At 65.8% G+C, this 15,202-nt stretch carries 18 protein-coding genes; 9 read left to right on the forward strand and 9 right to left on the reverse strand.

Translation table 11 applies throughout. The features are described 5' to 3' along the window. Positions 1-17: 17 nt before the first annotated feature. Both LDB05_RS12660 and LDB05_RS12665 read right to left on the reverse strand, forming a co-directional pair. On the reverse strand, positions 18-491 hold the full coding sequence (locus tag LDB05_RS12660) for a DUF5812 family protein (protein WP_226004354.1): 474 nt from the start codon (positions 489-491) through the stop codon (positions 18-20). 67 nt (positions 492-558) lie between these two features. Beyond that, positions 559-1,011, reverse strand: coding sequence for a response regulator (locus tag LDB05_RS12665; RefSeq protein ID WP_226004355.1), 453 nt, complete (start codon positions 1,009-1,011; stop codon positions 559-561). A 159-nt stretch (positions 1,012-1,170) separates the two neighbouring features. Between LDB05_RS12665 and LDB05_RS12670 the strand changes: the two genes are divergently transcribed. Further along, the gene (locus LDB05_RS12670) at positions 1,171-2,466 is read left to right on the forward strand and encodes a glucose-6-phosphate isomerase (protein ID WP_226004356.1); all 1,296 of its coding nucleotides are present in this window, start codon (positions 1,171-1,173) and stop codon (positions 2,464-2,466) included. Between the two features lie 65 nt (positions 2,467-2,531). Next, on the forward strand, positions 2,532-3,653 hold the full coding sequence (locus LDB05_RS12675) for a CPBP family intramembrane glutamic endopeptidase (RefSeq protein WP_226004357.1): 1,122 nt from the start codon (positions 2,532-2,534) through the stop codon (positions 3,651-3,653). A 63-nt stretch (positions 3,654-3,716) separates the two neighbouring features. Here the strand turns inward: LDB05_RS12675 and LDB05_RS12680 are convergent, their stop codons facing one another. Together LDB05_RS12680 and LDB05_RS12685 are read right to left on the reverse strand one after the other, a co-directional pair. Further along, the gene (locus LDB05_RS12680) at positions 3,717-4,175 is read right to left on the reverse strand and encodes an NOB1 family endonuclease (RefSeq protein WP_226004358.1); all 459 of its coding nucleotides are present in this window, start codon (positions 4,173-4,175) and stop codon (positions 3,717-3,719) included. A 4-nt stretch (positions 4,176-4,179) separates the two neighbouring features. Next, complete coding sequence (locus LDB05_RS12685; protein ID WP_226004359.1) at positions 4,180-4,425, reverse strand: PRC-barrel domain-containing protein; 246 nt, start codon at positions 4,423-4,425, stop codon at positions 4,180-4,182. 280 nt (positions 4,426-4,705) lie between these two features. Between LDB05_RS12685 and infB the strand changes: the two genes are divergently transcribed. Further along, positions 4,706-6,505, forward strand: coding sequence for a translation initiation factor IF-2 (gene infB, locus LDB05_RS12690; protein WP_226004360.1), 1,800 nt, complete (start codon positions 4,706-4,708; stop codon positions 6,503-6,505). Positions 6,506-6,544: 39 nt separating this feature from the next. Here the strand turns inward: infB and LDB05_RS12695 are convergent, their stop codons facing one another. Next, entirely contained in the window at positions 6,545-6,922 is a 378-nt protein-coding gene (locus LDB05_RS12695) for a cyclophilin-like family protein (protein WP_226004361.1), read from the reverse strand. A gap of 55 nt (positions 6,923-6,977) precedes the next feature. Continuing rightward, on the reverse strand, positions 6,978-7,898 hold the full coding sequence (locus LDB05_RS12700) for a PH domain-containing protein (protein ID WP_226004362.1): 921 nt from the start codon (positions 7,896-7,898) through the stop codon (positions 6,978-6,980). A gap of 135 nt (positions 7,899-8,033) precedes the next feature. Between LDB05_RS12700 and LDB05_RS12705 the strand changes: the two genes are divergently transcribed. From LDB05_RS12705 to LDB05_RS12720, 4 genes are all read left to right on the forward strand, one after another. Continuing rightward, positions 8,034-8,384 carry a hypothetical protein gene (locus LDB05_RS12705; RefSeq protein WP_226004363.1) on the forward strand — a complete coding sequence of 117 codons (351 nt, stop codon included), beginning with the start codon at positions 8,034-8,036 and terminating at the stop codon, positions 8,382-8,384. Positions 8,385-8,524: 140 nt separating this feature from the next. Next, positions 8,525-10,204: a glutamine hydrolyzing CTP synthase gene (gene pyrG / locus LDB05_RS12710; protein WP_226004364.1), complete on the forward strand. Its 1,680-nt coding sequence runs from the start codon at positions 8,525-8,527 to the stop codon at positions 10,202-10,204. Continuing rightward, positions 10,204-11,121 carry a glutamine-hydrolyzing GMP synthase gene (gene guaA, locus LDB05_RS12715; RefSeq protein WP_226004365.1) on the forward strand — a complete coding sequence of 306 codons (918 nt, stop codon included), beginning with the start codon at positions 10,204-10,206 and terminating at the stop codon, positions 11,119-11,121. The genes pyrG and guaA overlap by 1 nt, the downstream gene beginning before the upstream one ends. Next, positions 11,118-11,450: a DUF7126 family protein gene (locus LDB05_RS12720; RefSeq protein WP_226004366.1), complete on the forward strand. Its 333-nt coding sequence runs from the start codon at positions 11,118-11,120 to the stop codon at positions 11,448-11,450. Before guaA ends, LDB05_RS12720 begins: the two co-directional genes overlap by 4 nt. A gap of 470 nt (positions 11,451-11,920) precedes the next feature. Here the strand turns inward: LDB05_RS12720 and LDB05_RS12725 are convergent, their stop codons facing one another. Both LDB05_RS12725 and LDB05_RS12730 read right to left on the reverse strand, forming a co-directional pair. Beyond that, positions 11,921-12,682 (reverse strand): 5-formyltetrahydrofolate cyclo-ligase, encoded by a 762-nt coding sequence (locus LDB05_RS12725; protein WP_226004367.1) that lies wholly within the window; start codon positions 12,680-12,682, stop codon positions 11,921-11,923. Next, positions 12,660-13,256: a MogA/MoaB family molybdenum cofactor biosynthesis protein gene (locus LDB05_RS12730; RefSeq protein ID WP_226004368.1), complete on the reverse strand. Its 597-nt coding sequence runs from the start codon at positions 13,254-13,256 to the stop codon at positions 12,660-12,662. Before LDB05_RS12730 ends, LDB05_RS12725 begins: the two co-directional genes overlap by 23 nt. Positions 13,257-13,358: 102 nt before the next feature. On the opposite strand from LDB05_RS12730, the gene LDB05_RS12735 reads away from it, so the two are divergent. Beyond that, positions 13,359-14,384: a zinc-binding dehydrogenase gene (locus tag LDB05_RS12735; protein ID WP_226004369.1), complete on the forward strand. Its 1,026-nt coding sequence runs from the start codon at positions 13,359-13,361 to the stop codon at positions 14,382-14,384. 93 nt (positions 14,385-14,477) lie between these two features. Beyond that, positions 14,478-14,798: a DUF7977 family protein gene (locus tag LDB05_RS12740; RefSeq protein WP_226004370.1), complete on the forward strand. Its 321-nt coding sequence runs from the start codon at positions 14,478-14,480 to the stop codon at positions 14,796-14,798. Positions 14,799-14,872: 74 nt separating this feature from the next. On the opposite strand, the gene LDB05_RS12745 is transcribed toward LDB05_RS12740, so the two are convergent. Further along, positions 14,873-15,190, reverse strand: a complete 318-nt coding sequence (locus tag LDB05_RS12745; protein ID WP_226004371.1) for a DUF7853 family protein — start codon at positions 15,188-15,190, stop codon at positions 14,873-14,875. Positions 15,191-15,202 lie beyond the last annotated feature (12 nt).

A 15,202-nucleotide genomic window follows, 5' to 3' on the forward strand; every position in this document is an offset into this window, starting at 1 on the left:
CTCGTAATCGATACCGTTCAATCCGGCAAATAGCGCACGCTCAGCACGCCGTCGTCGGCCGAGCGCCGCACTTCCACGCGGACGGCCTCGAGCCGGGCCGCGCGAGCGAGCGTCTCCTCGTCGTCGAGGACGTCCCGGGCTGCGGGTTCGACCTCTCCCTCCGGAACGCGAAACACGTGTATTTCGCCGGTTCCAGCTCGCTCCTCCTGAACGAGGTCGCCGACCTCGCTCTCGGCCGCCAGCTCTTTCTCGTGCGTAGTCGGCTCGAGGTCGCTGTCGACCAGTTCGATCGTGCGTCTGTCGTCGACGTCGATCACCTCCCAGGTGACCTCCATCGGCGGCTCGGGTGCGACGGTCGCCTCGAGGACGTCGTGAACCTCGAGGCCGGGGTTCGACCCGAGGGTGTGGACCTGTGCTGTCTCGACGTCGCGGACGACGGCCGACTCCGCTTCGGCGTGGGTGACGACGAAGGTGCCCGTCTTTTCGGTCATGGGCGGTCGTAGCGGGCGGATCGGTTTCCGGGTTTCGGCTTTCGACCGACACCGTCTCCGGCGGGCGTTACGACGGGGCGGGCGGGTGGTGGGCCGATTCGATCCAGAAGTCCTCGATCGCGTGCGCCAGGTCGTCGAACTCGTCGGGGCCGTCGGGTTTCGTGAGGTAGGCGTTCGCGGCGCGGTCGTAGCTCTTGCGGACGTCCTCGTCCGCGCTCGAACTCGAGAGGACGAGGATCGGCGGTGGCGGGTAGTCGAGTTCGTCCCGGAGGAGCTCCAGGACCCTGATCCCGTTGACTCGCGGGAGGTTCAGATCGAGGAGCACGAGGTCCGGATCGGTGCTCGCGGTGTCCGTCTCGCAGATATCGAAGTACGTCGTCGCCTCTCTGCCGTCGGTTACGGTGTGAAACTCGATCTCGCTGTCGACCGTTTTGAACGCTTCCCGAGTCAGACGAACGTCGCCCGGATTGTCTTCGACGAGCAAGACGTCGATCGGTTCGGACGGCGTGTGACTGGACATGTGTTCCACGTTAGGCGAAACGGGCGCCTAAGGCTGATCCCTACACACGTGGTGGGTCGGGGGAGACTCCGCCGAACGCGGGTGGATTCGGGACGGATCACGGGTGGATTCGGGACGGATCACGGAACGCATTTAGCCCGGGCGGTCGCGTGCTCCCGTATGAACGTCGACATCGGTAACGCGCTGGCGTCCGTCGCGTCGCCGGGCGTCTCGAGGGACTCCCTCGAACGACTGGACGAGCAGGTCGCGGCCGCCCACGAGCGCATCGAGGCGGGAATGGCGAACGAGGAACACGGGTACGAGGCGCTGAACCTCCCCCAGCGAACCGATCCCGACGAGATTCGGGCGGCCGTCGAACCGGTCGCGGACGCCGAGGCGCTGATCACCGTCGGAATCGGGGGCAGTTCGCTCGGCGCGGCGACGATCACGAACGCCCTGGAATCGGACACCGAGACGGTCTTCCTCGACAACGTCGATCCCGAGTGGGTCTCGAGCCACCTCGAGCGACTGCCCCTCGAGGAGACGGCGATCAACGTCGTTTCGCGGTCGGGAACGACGGCGGAGACGCTGGCGAACTTCCTGGTCGTCCGCGAGGCCTTCGAGGACGCGGGAGTCGACTGGACCGAGCGGACGATCGTCACGACCGGCGAGGCCGGCCCGCTCCGAGATCTCGCGGATCGTCACGACTTGCCGTCGCTGAAGGTCCCCGACGGCGTCCCCGGACGATTCTCCGCCCTGTCGGCGGTCGGCATGGTCGCCGCGGCCGTCTGCGGGCACGACCTCGAGGCGCTGCTCGCGGGCGCGGCCGCCGAGCGCGAGACGCTGTCGGGCTCGCTGTTCGACTGCCCGGCCTACGCCTACGGCGCGACGACCTACGCACTGGACGGGCGCGGAGCCGGGATCAACGCCGTGATGCCCTACGCGGAGTCGCTGGAGACGTCAGCGGAGTGGTTCGCCCAGCTGTGGGCCGAGAGCCTGGGGAAAGACGACCTCGGGCAGACCCCGGTGCGGGCGCTCGGCGTCACCGACCAGCACTCGCAACTCCAACTGTACCGTGCCGGCCCGCGGGACAAGCTCGTCACCTTCGTCACCACGCAGGAGCGCACGGATCGATCGATTCCGGCCACCGACGTCGAGGATCTGGCGTACCTGGGTGATGCGACGCTCGGGGAACTGCTCGAGGCCGAGTTCGAAGCCACGGAGGCCAGCCTCGCAGCCGCCGGGCGGCCGAACGTCCGCGTCGAACTCGAGCGCGTCGACGAGTACGAACTCGGCGGCCTGCTCTACGGGATGGAAGCCGCCTGCGTGCTCGCGGGCGAACTCTACGGCGTGAACACCTTCGAGCAGCCGGCCGTCGAGTGGGCGAAGAACGCGACCCGCGGGCTCCTCGGCGGCGGCGACTTCGAGGAGGCCGAGGCGGTCGCGGACAAGACGGAGCTCCGCATCGAACGGTAGTCGCCGACAGAGTCCCAGTCGTCCGGTTGCGGTGTACATATGCGTCCTCGCACGAACACTCACGTATGACCGAGACTGCACGGGCCGACGACGCCGGCCCGCTCGCGTCCGGCGCGGTTCCCGGAATCGGGACCGTTCTCGCCGGAATCACGATGGTGGCCATGCTCGTCCCCGTTCGACGCGGCATCGACGACCCGATCGTCGTCGCCGGGGCCGCGTTCTCCCTCGCCGCCGTTCTCGCCTTTCTGGTCCGACGCCACGGCGGTCTCGAGCGCCGGATCGGCGGGGCGATCGCCGCCGGCTCGAGCGTCATCGTCGTCTTGCTCGCCGGCTACGCGTTGAATCAGGGAATCACCGCACCCGCGGCTATCCCGACCGTGTCGGTGTCGGTTCCGATCGTGTTCGTCGCCTTCGTCGCCGCGGGGTTTACCGCCGCGATCGGGGTTGCGGACTACTTCGGAATCGACAGCACCGGGTTGAAACGACGGGGTCTCCAGACCCTCATGCTGTCCGCGGTCGGTCTCGCGGGGCTCCTCGTTACGCCGTTCGTGGTCGTCATCCTCGCGATTCCGGTCAGGCCGCTCCTCGAGCCGCTCTCGCAGATCGAAACCACCGTCTTCACCCAGGTCTGCATGGCTATCGGGACGGTGCTCGTCACCGGTGGGTACCTCGCGCTAACCGACCGCGACCTGTCGTTTATCGACGTCCGTCGGCCGACCCTGCGGGACGTCGCCTGGACCGTCGGTGGACTACTCGTTCTGTTCGGGACGCTGTTCGTGATCTCCACGCTCATGCAGTCGACAGGCGTGGAGAGCGCGGAGCACTCGACGACGCAGCGGGCACAGGACAATCCCGAGCTCATGCTGGTGCTGGTCCCGCTCGCGATCCTGATCATCGGTCCGTTCGAGGAACTGCTCTACCGGAACGTGATCCAGAAATCGTTGTACGAGACGTTCTCGCGGCCCGGTGCCGTCGCCGTGGCCAGCGTCATCTTCGCGGCGGTCCACGTGCTCGCGTACGCCACCGCCGGACTGGGAGCGGTGATCGCCAGCCTCGGTACCATCTTCGGGCTCGCGCTCGTCCTCGGCACGATCTACGAGCGGACCGACAACCTCCTCGTCCCGGCCCTGATCCACGGCGTGTACAACGCGCTTCTCTTCGCGAATCTCTACTTTACCTACGGGTAACTGATCGACTGTACCGATGGTACCCGACCGAACAAACCGACCGCGATCGAACGCGATCGCGGCCTACGAGGGGTTCTTCCGAGCCAGTTCGGAGCCGCAGATCGGACACCGATCCTTCTCCTCGTCGAACTCCCGGCCGCAGCCCTGACACTGATACTGCCAGTGGCGCTGTTCGTCGATGCCCTCCCGGGCGATCACCTCGACCGCGACGTTGAGCTTCTCCGCGACGTTTTGCATCGCGTAGTCGTCGGTCACCAGGGTGGCGTCGAGTTCGAAACTCGCCGCGACGAGCCGAACGTCGGTGTCCGAGAGGACGTCGAGATCGCCGGACTCGCGCGCCGCGCGCTCGACCTTCTCGGTGGTGTCGTCGTTCGGAATGTGGATGTGCATCCCGGAGCCCTCCATCGCGTCGTAGCGATAGGCGCTCTCGTCCTCGAGTTCTTCGCGGACGAGCGGGATAGTTGCAGTCTGTTCTGTCGTGTGAAAGTCGTGGATAAAAGCGGAGGAGTCGAGAACGTACATACCGTTAGCGCTGGACGACGATGTAGTCTTTCACCGCTTGGACGCGGTTGACGGGAACGAGGAATCGACCGCCGTCGTTGCGGTCGAAATCGACGGCTCGCCGGGACAGTTCCTCGTCGGGTTCGATGACGAGATCGTGAAGTTTGCCGGATTTCAGATCCATGGTGATGTTGTAGAGCAGTCCGAGCTCGGTGCCGTCGGACCCCATGACGGACTTCCCCGAGAGGTTTTCAGCGAGTATATCGCTCATGCATACCCGTTCTTACTAATCGGTATTAAAAACCACGGGGATCGCGCGCATGCACGGCGGAATCCGGCCGGTATCGACCGGACGGAATGCCGGCAGTGGTGAAAGGAACGTCACACGAGAGTATTAAATGAACGCACCACCCGCAACAACGTCCGCTCGAGGCGACCGATCCGCCGCCGTCTCGATCGCCGGCTCCGACTCCGCGTCCGAACGCGGATGACGATGGGTTTAACTACGGCGCTACGGACGATTTAGGTAAGACCTTCTCGGGTGGTTCATCATGTCGGACACGGATACACGCGACCCCACATCCCTCAGAACGCCGATCGTCGCCGTCCTCGGGCACGTCGATCACGGCAAGACAAGTCTCCTCGATAAGATCCGCGGCTCCGCGGTCATCGAGGGCGAAGCAGGCGCGATCACCCAGCACATCGGCGCGACCGCCGTTCCGCTGGACATCATTTCAACGATCGCGGGCGATCTCGTCGACCCGGACGATTTCGACCTCCCCGGCCTCCTCTTTATCGACACACCGGGTCACCACTCCTTTACCACGCTCCGCTCCCGCGGGGGCGCGCTGGCCGATATCGCCATCCTCGTCGTCGACGTCAACGACGGCTTCCAGCCCCAGACGCTCGAGGCCCTGGACATCCTCCGGCGCTCGGAGACCCCCTTCATCGTCGCCGCGAACAAGATCGACACCGTTCCCGGGTGGAACCCCAACGAGGACTCCCCGATCAACGACACCTACGAGTCCCAGTCCGATCGCGTGCGCGAGCGCCTCGACGAGAGCCTCTACGAGATCATCGGCAACCTCTCCGACGAGGGGTTCTCCGCCGACCTCTACTGGCGGGTCCAGAACTTCCAACGCAACGTCGGCGTCGTCCCCGTCTCGGCGATGACCGGCGAAGGGGTCCCCGACCTCCTGACCGTCATGATGGGCCTCTCCCAGCGCTACATGAAAGAGGAGATGGAGATCGACGTCGCCGGCCCCGGCGTCGGGACCGTCCTCGAGGTCAAAGAGGAGAAAGGGTTCGGGACCACGATCGACACGGTACTGTACGACGGGACGATCCGATCGGACGATCGGATCGTCGTCGGCGGACAGAACGAGCCCATCATCACCGACGTCCGCGCGCTGCTTCAGCCGCGGCCGCTGGCCGAAATCCGAACCGAGAGCCGGTTCGAGAAAGTCGACGAGGTGTCGGCCGCGACCGGGATCAAGATCGCCGCGCCCGAGCTCGCCGACGCGATGGCCGGCGCGCCGGTCCGGGTCGTTCGCGACCGCGACGTCGACGATGTCGTCGAGGAAGTGCAGGCCGAGCTCGCGAGTATCGCCGTCGACACCGCCGAGGAAGGGGTCGTCGTCAAGGCCGACACCCTCGGGAGCCTCGAGGCGATGGCCGACGCGTTAGACGACGCGGAGGTACCGATCGTCCGCGCGGAAGTCGGCGACGTCGCCCCGCGCGACGTCTCGGTGGCGTCGACCGCCGAGGACGGGAAGCAGAAGGCTATTCTCGGGTTCAACGTCGACACCCTCGAAGACGCCCACCAGCGCGCGGAGATCGAGGACGTCGAGATCTTCACCGACGAGGTCATCTACCAGCTCATCGAGGAGTACGAGGAGTACGTCGAGGGGATCGAGAAGGCCCAGCAGGACACCATCCTCGACAACATCACCCGGCCCGCCCGGTTCCGGATCCTCCCGGATCACACCTTCCGCCAGAACGACCCCGCGGTCGTCGGTGTCGAAGTCAATTCGGGGACGATCCAGAACAACGCGAACGTCGTCAAGTTCGAAGGCAACGAGCCCAACCGCGTCGGCCAGGTCAAGGGCATTCAGGAACAGGGCGAGGACGTCGACGAGGCCCGCGCGGGCAACCGCGTCTCCGTCGCCATCGACGGCCCCACCGTCGGCCGCCAGATCGAGGAGGACGACGAACTCTGGATCGAGATCCCCGAGAAACACGCGAAGATCCTCGAGCAGGAACTCGCGAGCGAGATCCCCGGCGACGAACTCGAGGCGCTGAACATGTACCTCGACAAGCAGCGCAGTCGGGACCCCTTCTGGGGGAAGTAATCGGCGCGTCGGCGGCGTTTTTCCGGCTGCGAATCGCTCTTACTCGTCCGTCCGCTCGAGACGAATCCGCGCTCCGCCCTCGAGATCCGCGAGCGGGTCCGTCTCAGTGACCAGCGCGACGACGGTCACGGGTGCGGCGGCGCGGGGCTCGCCGTCCTCGCTGGCCGGCGTTTCGCCCCAGAAGAGACACAGTTTCTCCCCGGCCGGCCAGTAGGCGATCGCGCCCTCGGGAACGACTTCCCGAGCATTCTCCGGCGGCGCGTCGAGCGCGAGATCGAAGTAGAGTTCGTCGCCCCAGCGGACGGCGTCGCCCGCCACGGGCAGCGCATCCTCGAGCGCGGCCCGCGTGTCGGGCGCGTCGTCGGTCCAGACGGCCTCGAGGTCGCGCTCTCCCACGGTAACGGATAGGTCGCTCATACGCGGGGGGGACGAACGGCGGCTACTTTTCGGTGACGACCGAGTCGGCACCGCCTCAGTCCGTCGTTTCGATGGGCGACGCCGTGTGCGTCTCCGCTCGACGTCGAACCCGCTCGAGGGCCGCCGCCACGCCCTCGGGGTCCTCGATTCCGGATCGGTCACAGCGGATGTCGAACAACCGCGACCAGCGACCGAACCGACGTCGCTCGAGGACGAGTTCGTCGTCGGTCAGTCGAACGTCGTCGATCGCGTCCCACGGGACGAGCGACTTCCGGTACGATTTGTCGATGAGGAGGCCGACCTGGTGGGCGCTGATGTCCGGCGGGTTCCACCGGTCGCTCGGGTCGAAATCGTACCAGTCGTCGCCGAAATCGGAGTGTATCGAGAGCAAAAAGACGGTTCCGTACACCGCCCACAGCAGGCCGAATACGCTCCCGGTCCACGCCATCCCGAGCCCGAGGACGATCGTTGCGATCATGAACACGGTCATTACGCGTTCGTTATTCCGGATGCCGGTCTTGTAGCACGTCCAGGTCGCGGCCGGGTCGTCCGCCGTGATCGCATCGAGGTAGCGGTTTTTGGCCATTTGCTCGAGTCCGAACCCCGAGATGGCGGTCAGGAGGGCGAAGACGATCGTGGCGGTGACGAGTGGGGCAGAGGTATCGATCGAAGGAATAAACAACAGGGCTACGAACGCCACCGCCGGCGCGTAGCAGGCGAGGCGTCGCCACCTGCTCCGACCGATTCGCTCCGGGAGGCCATACGCGCGTTTCGCGTAAATGTGGCCGACGATCGCGACGGCCGTCACCGTACTCGGCAGGACGCCGAGCAGCGTCGCGGTGGACGCGTCGGCGACCACCCCTGCGACCGCTACGATCCCGGTGACGACGATCCCGAGATAGAACCCGAAGCCGGCCTGGAAGCCGATATCGGGCTCGCTAATCTCGACGTGGGCGCGTCGGTCGTGCGATGCCACGGTGTTCGAGACTTCGGCTTCGTCGCATAAAATAAATCCGGTGTTGTTACTCCGTAAACGGTCACGGGATGCGAGACGGGGGAGCCTGCTGTTTCCCATAGAAGAATTAACACGCTGCTCGTGGTGGGTTCCGCGATGCTCGTACAGCTCCGGCAGTACAAACACGAGGAGGTAGAGTTCGACGACAACAGGACGACCGGCGAGTCCCAGACCGAGGACACGGTCAACCCTGATGCGGACGACTACTTCGGCGAAGAGATGGAGGACCTCGACGTCGAGACGTGGGATACCGTCGAGTACGAGGACGATCCGATCCAGCGTCGGTCCCTCACGATCGACGGGGTCACGGCCGTATCCGTGCCAGAGAACGCCGACGACGGCGACCCGAACCTGCCCGGTCGAACGATCCAGATTCGAACGGGCGGTGGGATCGAGTCCCTCGAGCAGGCAGAGATCGTCGAAGTACAAGACGAGAACCCGAAGTAGGGTTGCCATCTCGTTTTTGGACGGACGTGGATCCGTCGAGACGGACACCGAGTGGCCGCCGTCCCGATCGGGAATGACAACCGCTGTCGGTGGCAATGCGGTCCCGAAATCGTTTTCAAGCGGTCGCGCGCACACTCGGTATGCCGACGGAATCGGACACTCATTATGACCCCTCGCTGGGGAACAAGTTCATCTTCGTCACCGGCGGCGTCATGTCGGGGCTCGGCAAGGGGATCACGGCCGCGAGCACCGGCCGGCTCCTCAAAAACGCCGGGTTCGACGTCACCGCGGTGAAGATCGATCCGTACCTGAACGTCGACGCGGGGACGATGAACCCCTATCAGCACGGGGAAGTCTACGTCCTCGAGGACGGCGGCGAGGTCGACCTCGATCTCGGGAACTACGAACGGTTCCTCGACATCGACATGACCTCGGACCACAACATCACGACGGGCAAGACCTACCAGCACGTCATCGAGAAGGAGCGGGCCGGCGACTACCTGGGCAAGACGGTCCAGATCATTCCTCACATTACCGACGACATCAAGCGTCGGATCCGCGAGGCCGCGGAGGGAACCGACGTCTGTATCATCGAAGTCGGCGGCACCGTCGGTGACATCGAGGGAATGCCCTACCTCGAGGCCCTGCGCCAGTTCGCCCACGAGGAACCCGAGGAGAACGTACTCTTCACGCACGTCACCCTCGTTCCGTACTCGAAGAACGGCGAGCAGAAGACCAAACCGACCCAGCACTCGGTCAAGGAGGTCCGCTCGATCGGCCTCCAGCCCGACGTGATCGTCGGCCGCTGTGAGGACCGACTCGACCCGAAGACCAAGGAGAAGATCGCGCTGTTCTGTGACATTCCCACGGAAGCGGTGTTCTCCAACCCCGACGTCGAGGACGTCTATCACGTCCCGCTGATGGTCGAGGACGAGGGGCTCGACCAGTACGTCCTCGAGCACTTCGGCCTCGACGACGAGGCGCTCCCCGAGGGCCAGCGAACGAACGAGTGGCGCGACATCGTCACCACCGAGAAGACCGGCGAGATCGACATCGCGCTGGTCGGCAAGTACGACCTCGAGGACGCGTACATGTCGATTCACGAGTCGCTGAAACACGCCGGCTTCGAGGTCGGCAGCGACGTCAACGTCCACTGGGTTGCGGCCGACGAATTGAGCGAGGGCCACGACGGCCAACTCGAGGACGTGGACGGAATCATCGTCCCCGGCGGCTTCGGCATGCGCGGCTCGGAGGGCAAGATCGAGGCCGTCCGCTACGCCCGCGAGAACGACGTCCCCTTCCTCGGGCTCTGTCTGGGCTTCCAGATGGCCGTCGTCGAGTACGCGCGGAACGTGCTGGGCCTCGAGGGCGCTCACTCCGCGGAGATGGAGGAGGACACGCCACACCCCGTCATCGACATCCTGCCCGAACAGTACGAGGTCGAGGACATGGGCGGGACGATGCGGCTGGGCGAACACACGACCGTAATCGAGCCAGAGACGTTGGCCTACGAGCTCTACGGCGACACCTCGTGCTCGGAACGGCACCGCCACCGATACGAGGTCAACCCCGAATACTTCGACGCCTTCGAGGACGAACCGCTCGTCTTCTCCGGCACTGCGGGCAACCGGATGGAGATCCTCGAACTCGAGGACCACCCGTTCTTCTTCGGGACGCAGTTCCACCCCGAGTACACGTCCCGACCCGGGCAACCGAGCCCGCCGTTCCTCGGGCTCGTCGAGGCCGTCCTCGAGCAGGCCGCCGATGAGGACGAGGCCGCGGACGCAGACGCCGACGCAGAAACGGAGGTAACCCACTGATGGTAGACACCGAGACGTTCGTTCCGGACGCAGTTGCAGAGATCAGCGACGAAATCGGCGACGCGAACGCCGTCATCGCCCTGTCGGGCGGCGTCGACTCCTCGGTCGCCGCCGCCCTGGCCTACGAGGCCATCGGCGACCGACTCACGCCCGTCTACGTCGACACCGGGTTGATGCGGAAGGGCGAGACCGACCAGATTCGCGAAACCTTCGACTACATGGAGTCGCTGCGGATCGTCGACGCGAAAGACCGCTTCCTCGAGGCGCTGGGCGGAACCACCGACCCCGAAGAGAAACGCGAGATTATCGGCGAGCAGTTCATTCGGGAGTTCGAGCGCGAGGCCAAAGACGCGGACGCGGACTACCTCGTCCAGGGGACGATCTACCCCGACCGCATCGAGAGCGAGGGCGGGATCAAGTCCCACCACAACGTCGGCGGCCTCCCCGACGTCGTCGACTTCGAGGGCATCGTCGAACCCGTTCGCGACCTCTACAAGGACGAGGTCCGCGAGGTCGCACGCCACCTCGGACTCGACGAACTCGTCGCCGAGCGGATGCCGTTCCCCGGCCCCGGACTGGCCGTGCGGATCATCGGCGAGATCACCGCAGAGAAACTCGAGGTCGCTCGCGAGGCCAACCACGTCGTCGAGGAGGAACTCGAGGAGTACGAGCCCTGGCAGGCGCTCGCGGCCGTCATCGGCAAGGCGACGGGCGTGAAAGGCGATAACCGCGTCCACGGCTGGGTCGTCTCCGTGCGCTCGGTCGAATCGCGGGACGGCATGACCGCCCGCGCCCAGGAGATCGACTGGGACACCCTCCAGCGCATCCAGTCCCGAATCACGGGCTCCCACGAGAACGTCGCCCGCGTCGTCTACGACGTGACCCACAAACCGCCCGCGACCATCGAGTACGAATGAGCCCGAGCACGACCGCAGTCGTCGCCGGGCCCGACGAGGACGGCATCGGGGTCGCGCTCGAGGACGAGGGCGTCGAGGTGAGCCGGATCGACGGCGTCATCTCCCGCCCGCAACTCGAGGAGGCGGGGGTCGTCGAGGCGGACCTGTACGTCCTGACCGACGTCGGGCAGGCGACGACGATTCCGATCGTCTGCGACCTGAACGAGGACGTGCGGACCGTCGTCTACGCCCGCCGGACCGTCCCCGAGTTCGTCAAAGGGCAACTGGATATCGCGATCGATCCGCAGTTGATGGACGCGACCGTCGTCGCCGACGAACTCGTCGACTGACGGACCCGGCCCGTGGACGGGACAGCAGTGACCCGAGTCCCCGGCCGGCGTCTCCGCCCCGATTCTGATTTCGAGCACCATACGCCGAGTATAAACGTTCTCGAGCGGTTTTTCGGCCGAATAAAATCGGATTGAATTCGGTGGAATTCGGCGTAAGGCACGTATACCATCACCCGCGTTCAAGTGGGATCGGCGGGTACTGGATACTGGAGGTCGGCGGGCAGACCCCACCAACGGCATCCACCACCACCTGCTCCCGCGACTTCCAGCAACCCACCACAGCACCCTTCCCCACCACTGCCAACCGATTTGCCTTGACGCGGGCGTTCCCACCCGCTCGCGTCGCACCCTGCAATCTGGCATTCGGCACGCGGCGGAACCCGCCGCGTGCCGGGGATGGACCCCTTCTGTCGAGCGCTCCCGCATCGCGAGTTCGACCGCTGACACTGTGAGTCGCGAGCGGACCGCAGCTATCGGTCTCGAAGCGCCCGGAGTACTGGAATCTCCTCGAGTCGCTCGGCCGTGAGCAGGCTCCAGTCGATCCCGGACGGCTGGTCGCTGTCGTCGTGTCGTCTCACCCGCTCGGGCGTGACGACGAGATCCATCGCGACGTCGTGGCGTCCGATCGCGACCGGCTCGTCGATCAGCTGGCGCTCGTGAATCGTCGTCGCGACCGGCGTCGAGTCGTCGACGAGTCCGAGTTCCCTGAGCACGGCGTACTCGAGGTCGCTGTACCCCTCCCCCTTGCCGATCCGACCGCCGTCGTCGGTGATCGCGACGCTGCCGGAGACGATCAGGTCGACGCGGTCGATCTCGTCCGGTCCGACCTGTTCGCCGTGTTTCGACGAGCCGGAAACCGTGGTCGCCGCGTCGTAGTCCTCGAGCTCGTCGGGATCGAGCTTCAGGAAGCACTCCTCGTCTCGCAGTCGCGGCACGGCCATGTAGACCGTCTTTCCCTCGCGGAGCGCTCGCCGCCGAACGGGGAGCTGTGGCGCGTCGGGATTGGCTTTGATCGTCGTCGCCGCCTCCCACTCGGGTTGCTCGGCCAATCGGTCGGCGGCCTCGCTCGCGCCGGCGAAGTTCGGAATTCGGCCGTGGGGCGGAAACGGAAACCGGGCGACGCCGCTCTCCTCGAGGTCGTCCCAGACGCACTCGCGGATCGCCTCCTTGTCGACGTCGCCCCCGTCACCACCGTCAGAAGTGTCCACGTCAATCACCCCCGTCGACCGCATCGGCCTCTGCCGGCTTCTCCGCCTCGGTGTCGGGATCCTCTTCTCCCTCGGCGTCGGGGTCGTCCTCCCTCGCCTGCTCGGCGATCCGGGACGCTTCCGAGAGGACGATCTCCTCGAGCGCGAGCCGAACGGCACCGGCGTCGCCCGGAAGACAGAACACGACCGTTCCCTCGGCGATCCCGGCGAACGTCCGTGCGGTGATGGCTTCCGTCCCGACGCGCTCGTAGGCCAACACGGTGAACAGTTCGCTGAAGGTGTCCAGCGTCTTCTCCACGAGCGGCTCGACCGCCTCGACCGTGATATCGGTCGGTTCGACGCCCGTCGCACCGGCGGTGATTACGACGTCGACGTCCCCGCGATCGATCAGTCGCGAGACGATCGACTGGACCGTGTCGTGATCCGGGCCCACGTGTTCTCGCACCGTGATCTCGTGGCCGCCGTTCTCGAGGATGTCGCCGATTATCGTTCCGGACTCGTCGCTCTCGAGGCTTCGATCCGAGGCGATCGTGACGACTCCGGTACAGAGCGTCTCGTCGGCGCGGTCGGCACTGTCGTCCGCGTCCGGTTCGTCCATACCCCGTCTTCGGGGGCGGGCGAATAAAGTACTGGTCGAAGATGGGGCACAGCGCGGCGGGTTGCCTAACTGTTATCCGGGCGGTTTCCGTTGCCTGTGTGTATGAAGGCAGTCCAATTCGACGAGCACGGCGACACGGACGTTATCGAGTACGGCGAGTATCCCGATCCCGAGATCGACCGGGACGAGGTACTGGTCGACATCAAAGCGGCCGCACTCAACCACCTGGACATCTGGACGCGACGGGGGATGCCGGGAATCGACCTCGAGATGCCCCACATTCCGGGCAGCGACGGGGCCGGCGTCGTCGAGGACGTCGGCGAGGACGTCACCCGCTTCGAGGAGGGCGATCACGTCGCGGTTTCTGCCGGCGTCGGCGATCTCCGGATGGACGACCCGACACTCGACCCGCGCTTTCACATCATCGGCGAGCACGTCACCGGCGTCCACTCCGAGTACGCCGCCGTCCCCGAGGACAACCTGATTCCCGTCCCCGATCACGTCGACTGGTCGGTCGCCGGCTCGAGCTGTCTGGTCTTCCAGACCGCCTGGCGGATGCTCATCGAGCGTGCGGAGCTCGAGGCCGGCGAGGACGTGCTCGTGCTGGGCGCGAGCGGCGGGGTCGGTCACGCCGCGCTCCAGATCGCCGATTACGCGGGCGCGGAGGTCTATGCCACCGGGAGCACGGAGGAGAAGCTCGACTACGCCGAGGAACACGGCGCGGACCACGTCTGTAACTACGAGGAAGAGGACTTCGCGGACTGGGTCCTCGAGGAGACGGGCGGCCGCGGCGTCGACGTCGTCGTCGAGCACGTCGGCGCGCCAACCTGGCAGAACTCGCTCAAGAGCCTCACCAAGGGCGGCCGCCTCGTCACCTGCGGCGGGACCGGCGGCGGCAACCCCGAGACGGACATTCCGCGCATCTTCTGGAACCAGCTCCAGATTATCGGGTCGACGATGGCCACGCCCGGTCAGGTTGACGACGTCATGGAACTCGTCTGGGACGGCACCTTCGAGCCCGCGATCCGCGAGGAGCTGCCGATGAGCGAGACGGCCCGCGCACACGAGATCATCCAGAACCGGGAAGGGTTCGGGAAGGTCGTCGTCCGGCCGGACAGCGAACTCTAGTCGGGATCGTTCGCCGTCGACCTGTACGTGACCGATACCCTGCAGGGTTGGCCAACCGTGAGGGCTTTTACTGTGCGGTCGAACGGTTCGATTGTGAGCTCGAGCGACGACGGCGGGTACGTCCACGATCCATCGGCCTTCGACGCCGATTCGGGCGGCGAACAGAAGGGCGACGAGCCGGCCGACGGCAGCGAGGGTGGCGGACCGGCCCATCCCGCGACGGTCGACCGCGAGTTCGACTGGCGCGGCTGGATCCTCGTCGGCGTCCTGTTCTTCGCGTTTATCGTCGCCCCGACCGCGATCTACCTCGTCCCGCCGGGCGCGGAGGGGTATCGCTTCGCGCTGTTGATTCTCCCGCTGGCACCCGCACTCTTGCTGGCGATTACGGCCGTCTGGGCGACGACGCGGCCCTGACCGGCGAGTACCTGTCGGACTCGAGGCGGACGCTACGTCGGCGAACGGATCGGAGGAAAAATCGAACCGGCGAGCTACGCCTCTGCGTTGCGAACGCGTTCGAGCCGGTCGAGCACGGACGAGCCGGGAGCGACGTCCCGGTCGGGTGTCTCCTCCTGGTCGACGTACGCGGCTACCACGTCGTAGATGCGGTCGGCCTGCGGGGCAGTGAGTCGGTCCGTGTCGCCGTCGGTCTCGAGCGTCTCGACTCCCTCGAGTACCCATTCCGGCGGTGTTTCGTCCGCGTCGAGCGCCTCGTCGAGGCGGTTCGACAGGACGTGGTGGACGACCCACTGCTCGTCTCTGGAGAGCGTGACTTCGTACGTCTCGGTTTCCGGTGGTGAGGAGCTCATTTCGTCAGTCTG

It is taken from the genome of Natrinema salinisoli, from assembly GCF_020405205.1.
GTDB lineage: Archaea > Halobacteriota > Halobacteria > Halobacteriales > Natrialbaceae > Natrinema > Natrinema salinisoli.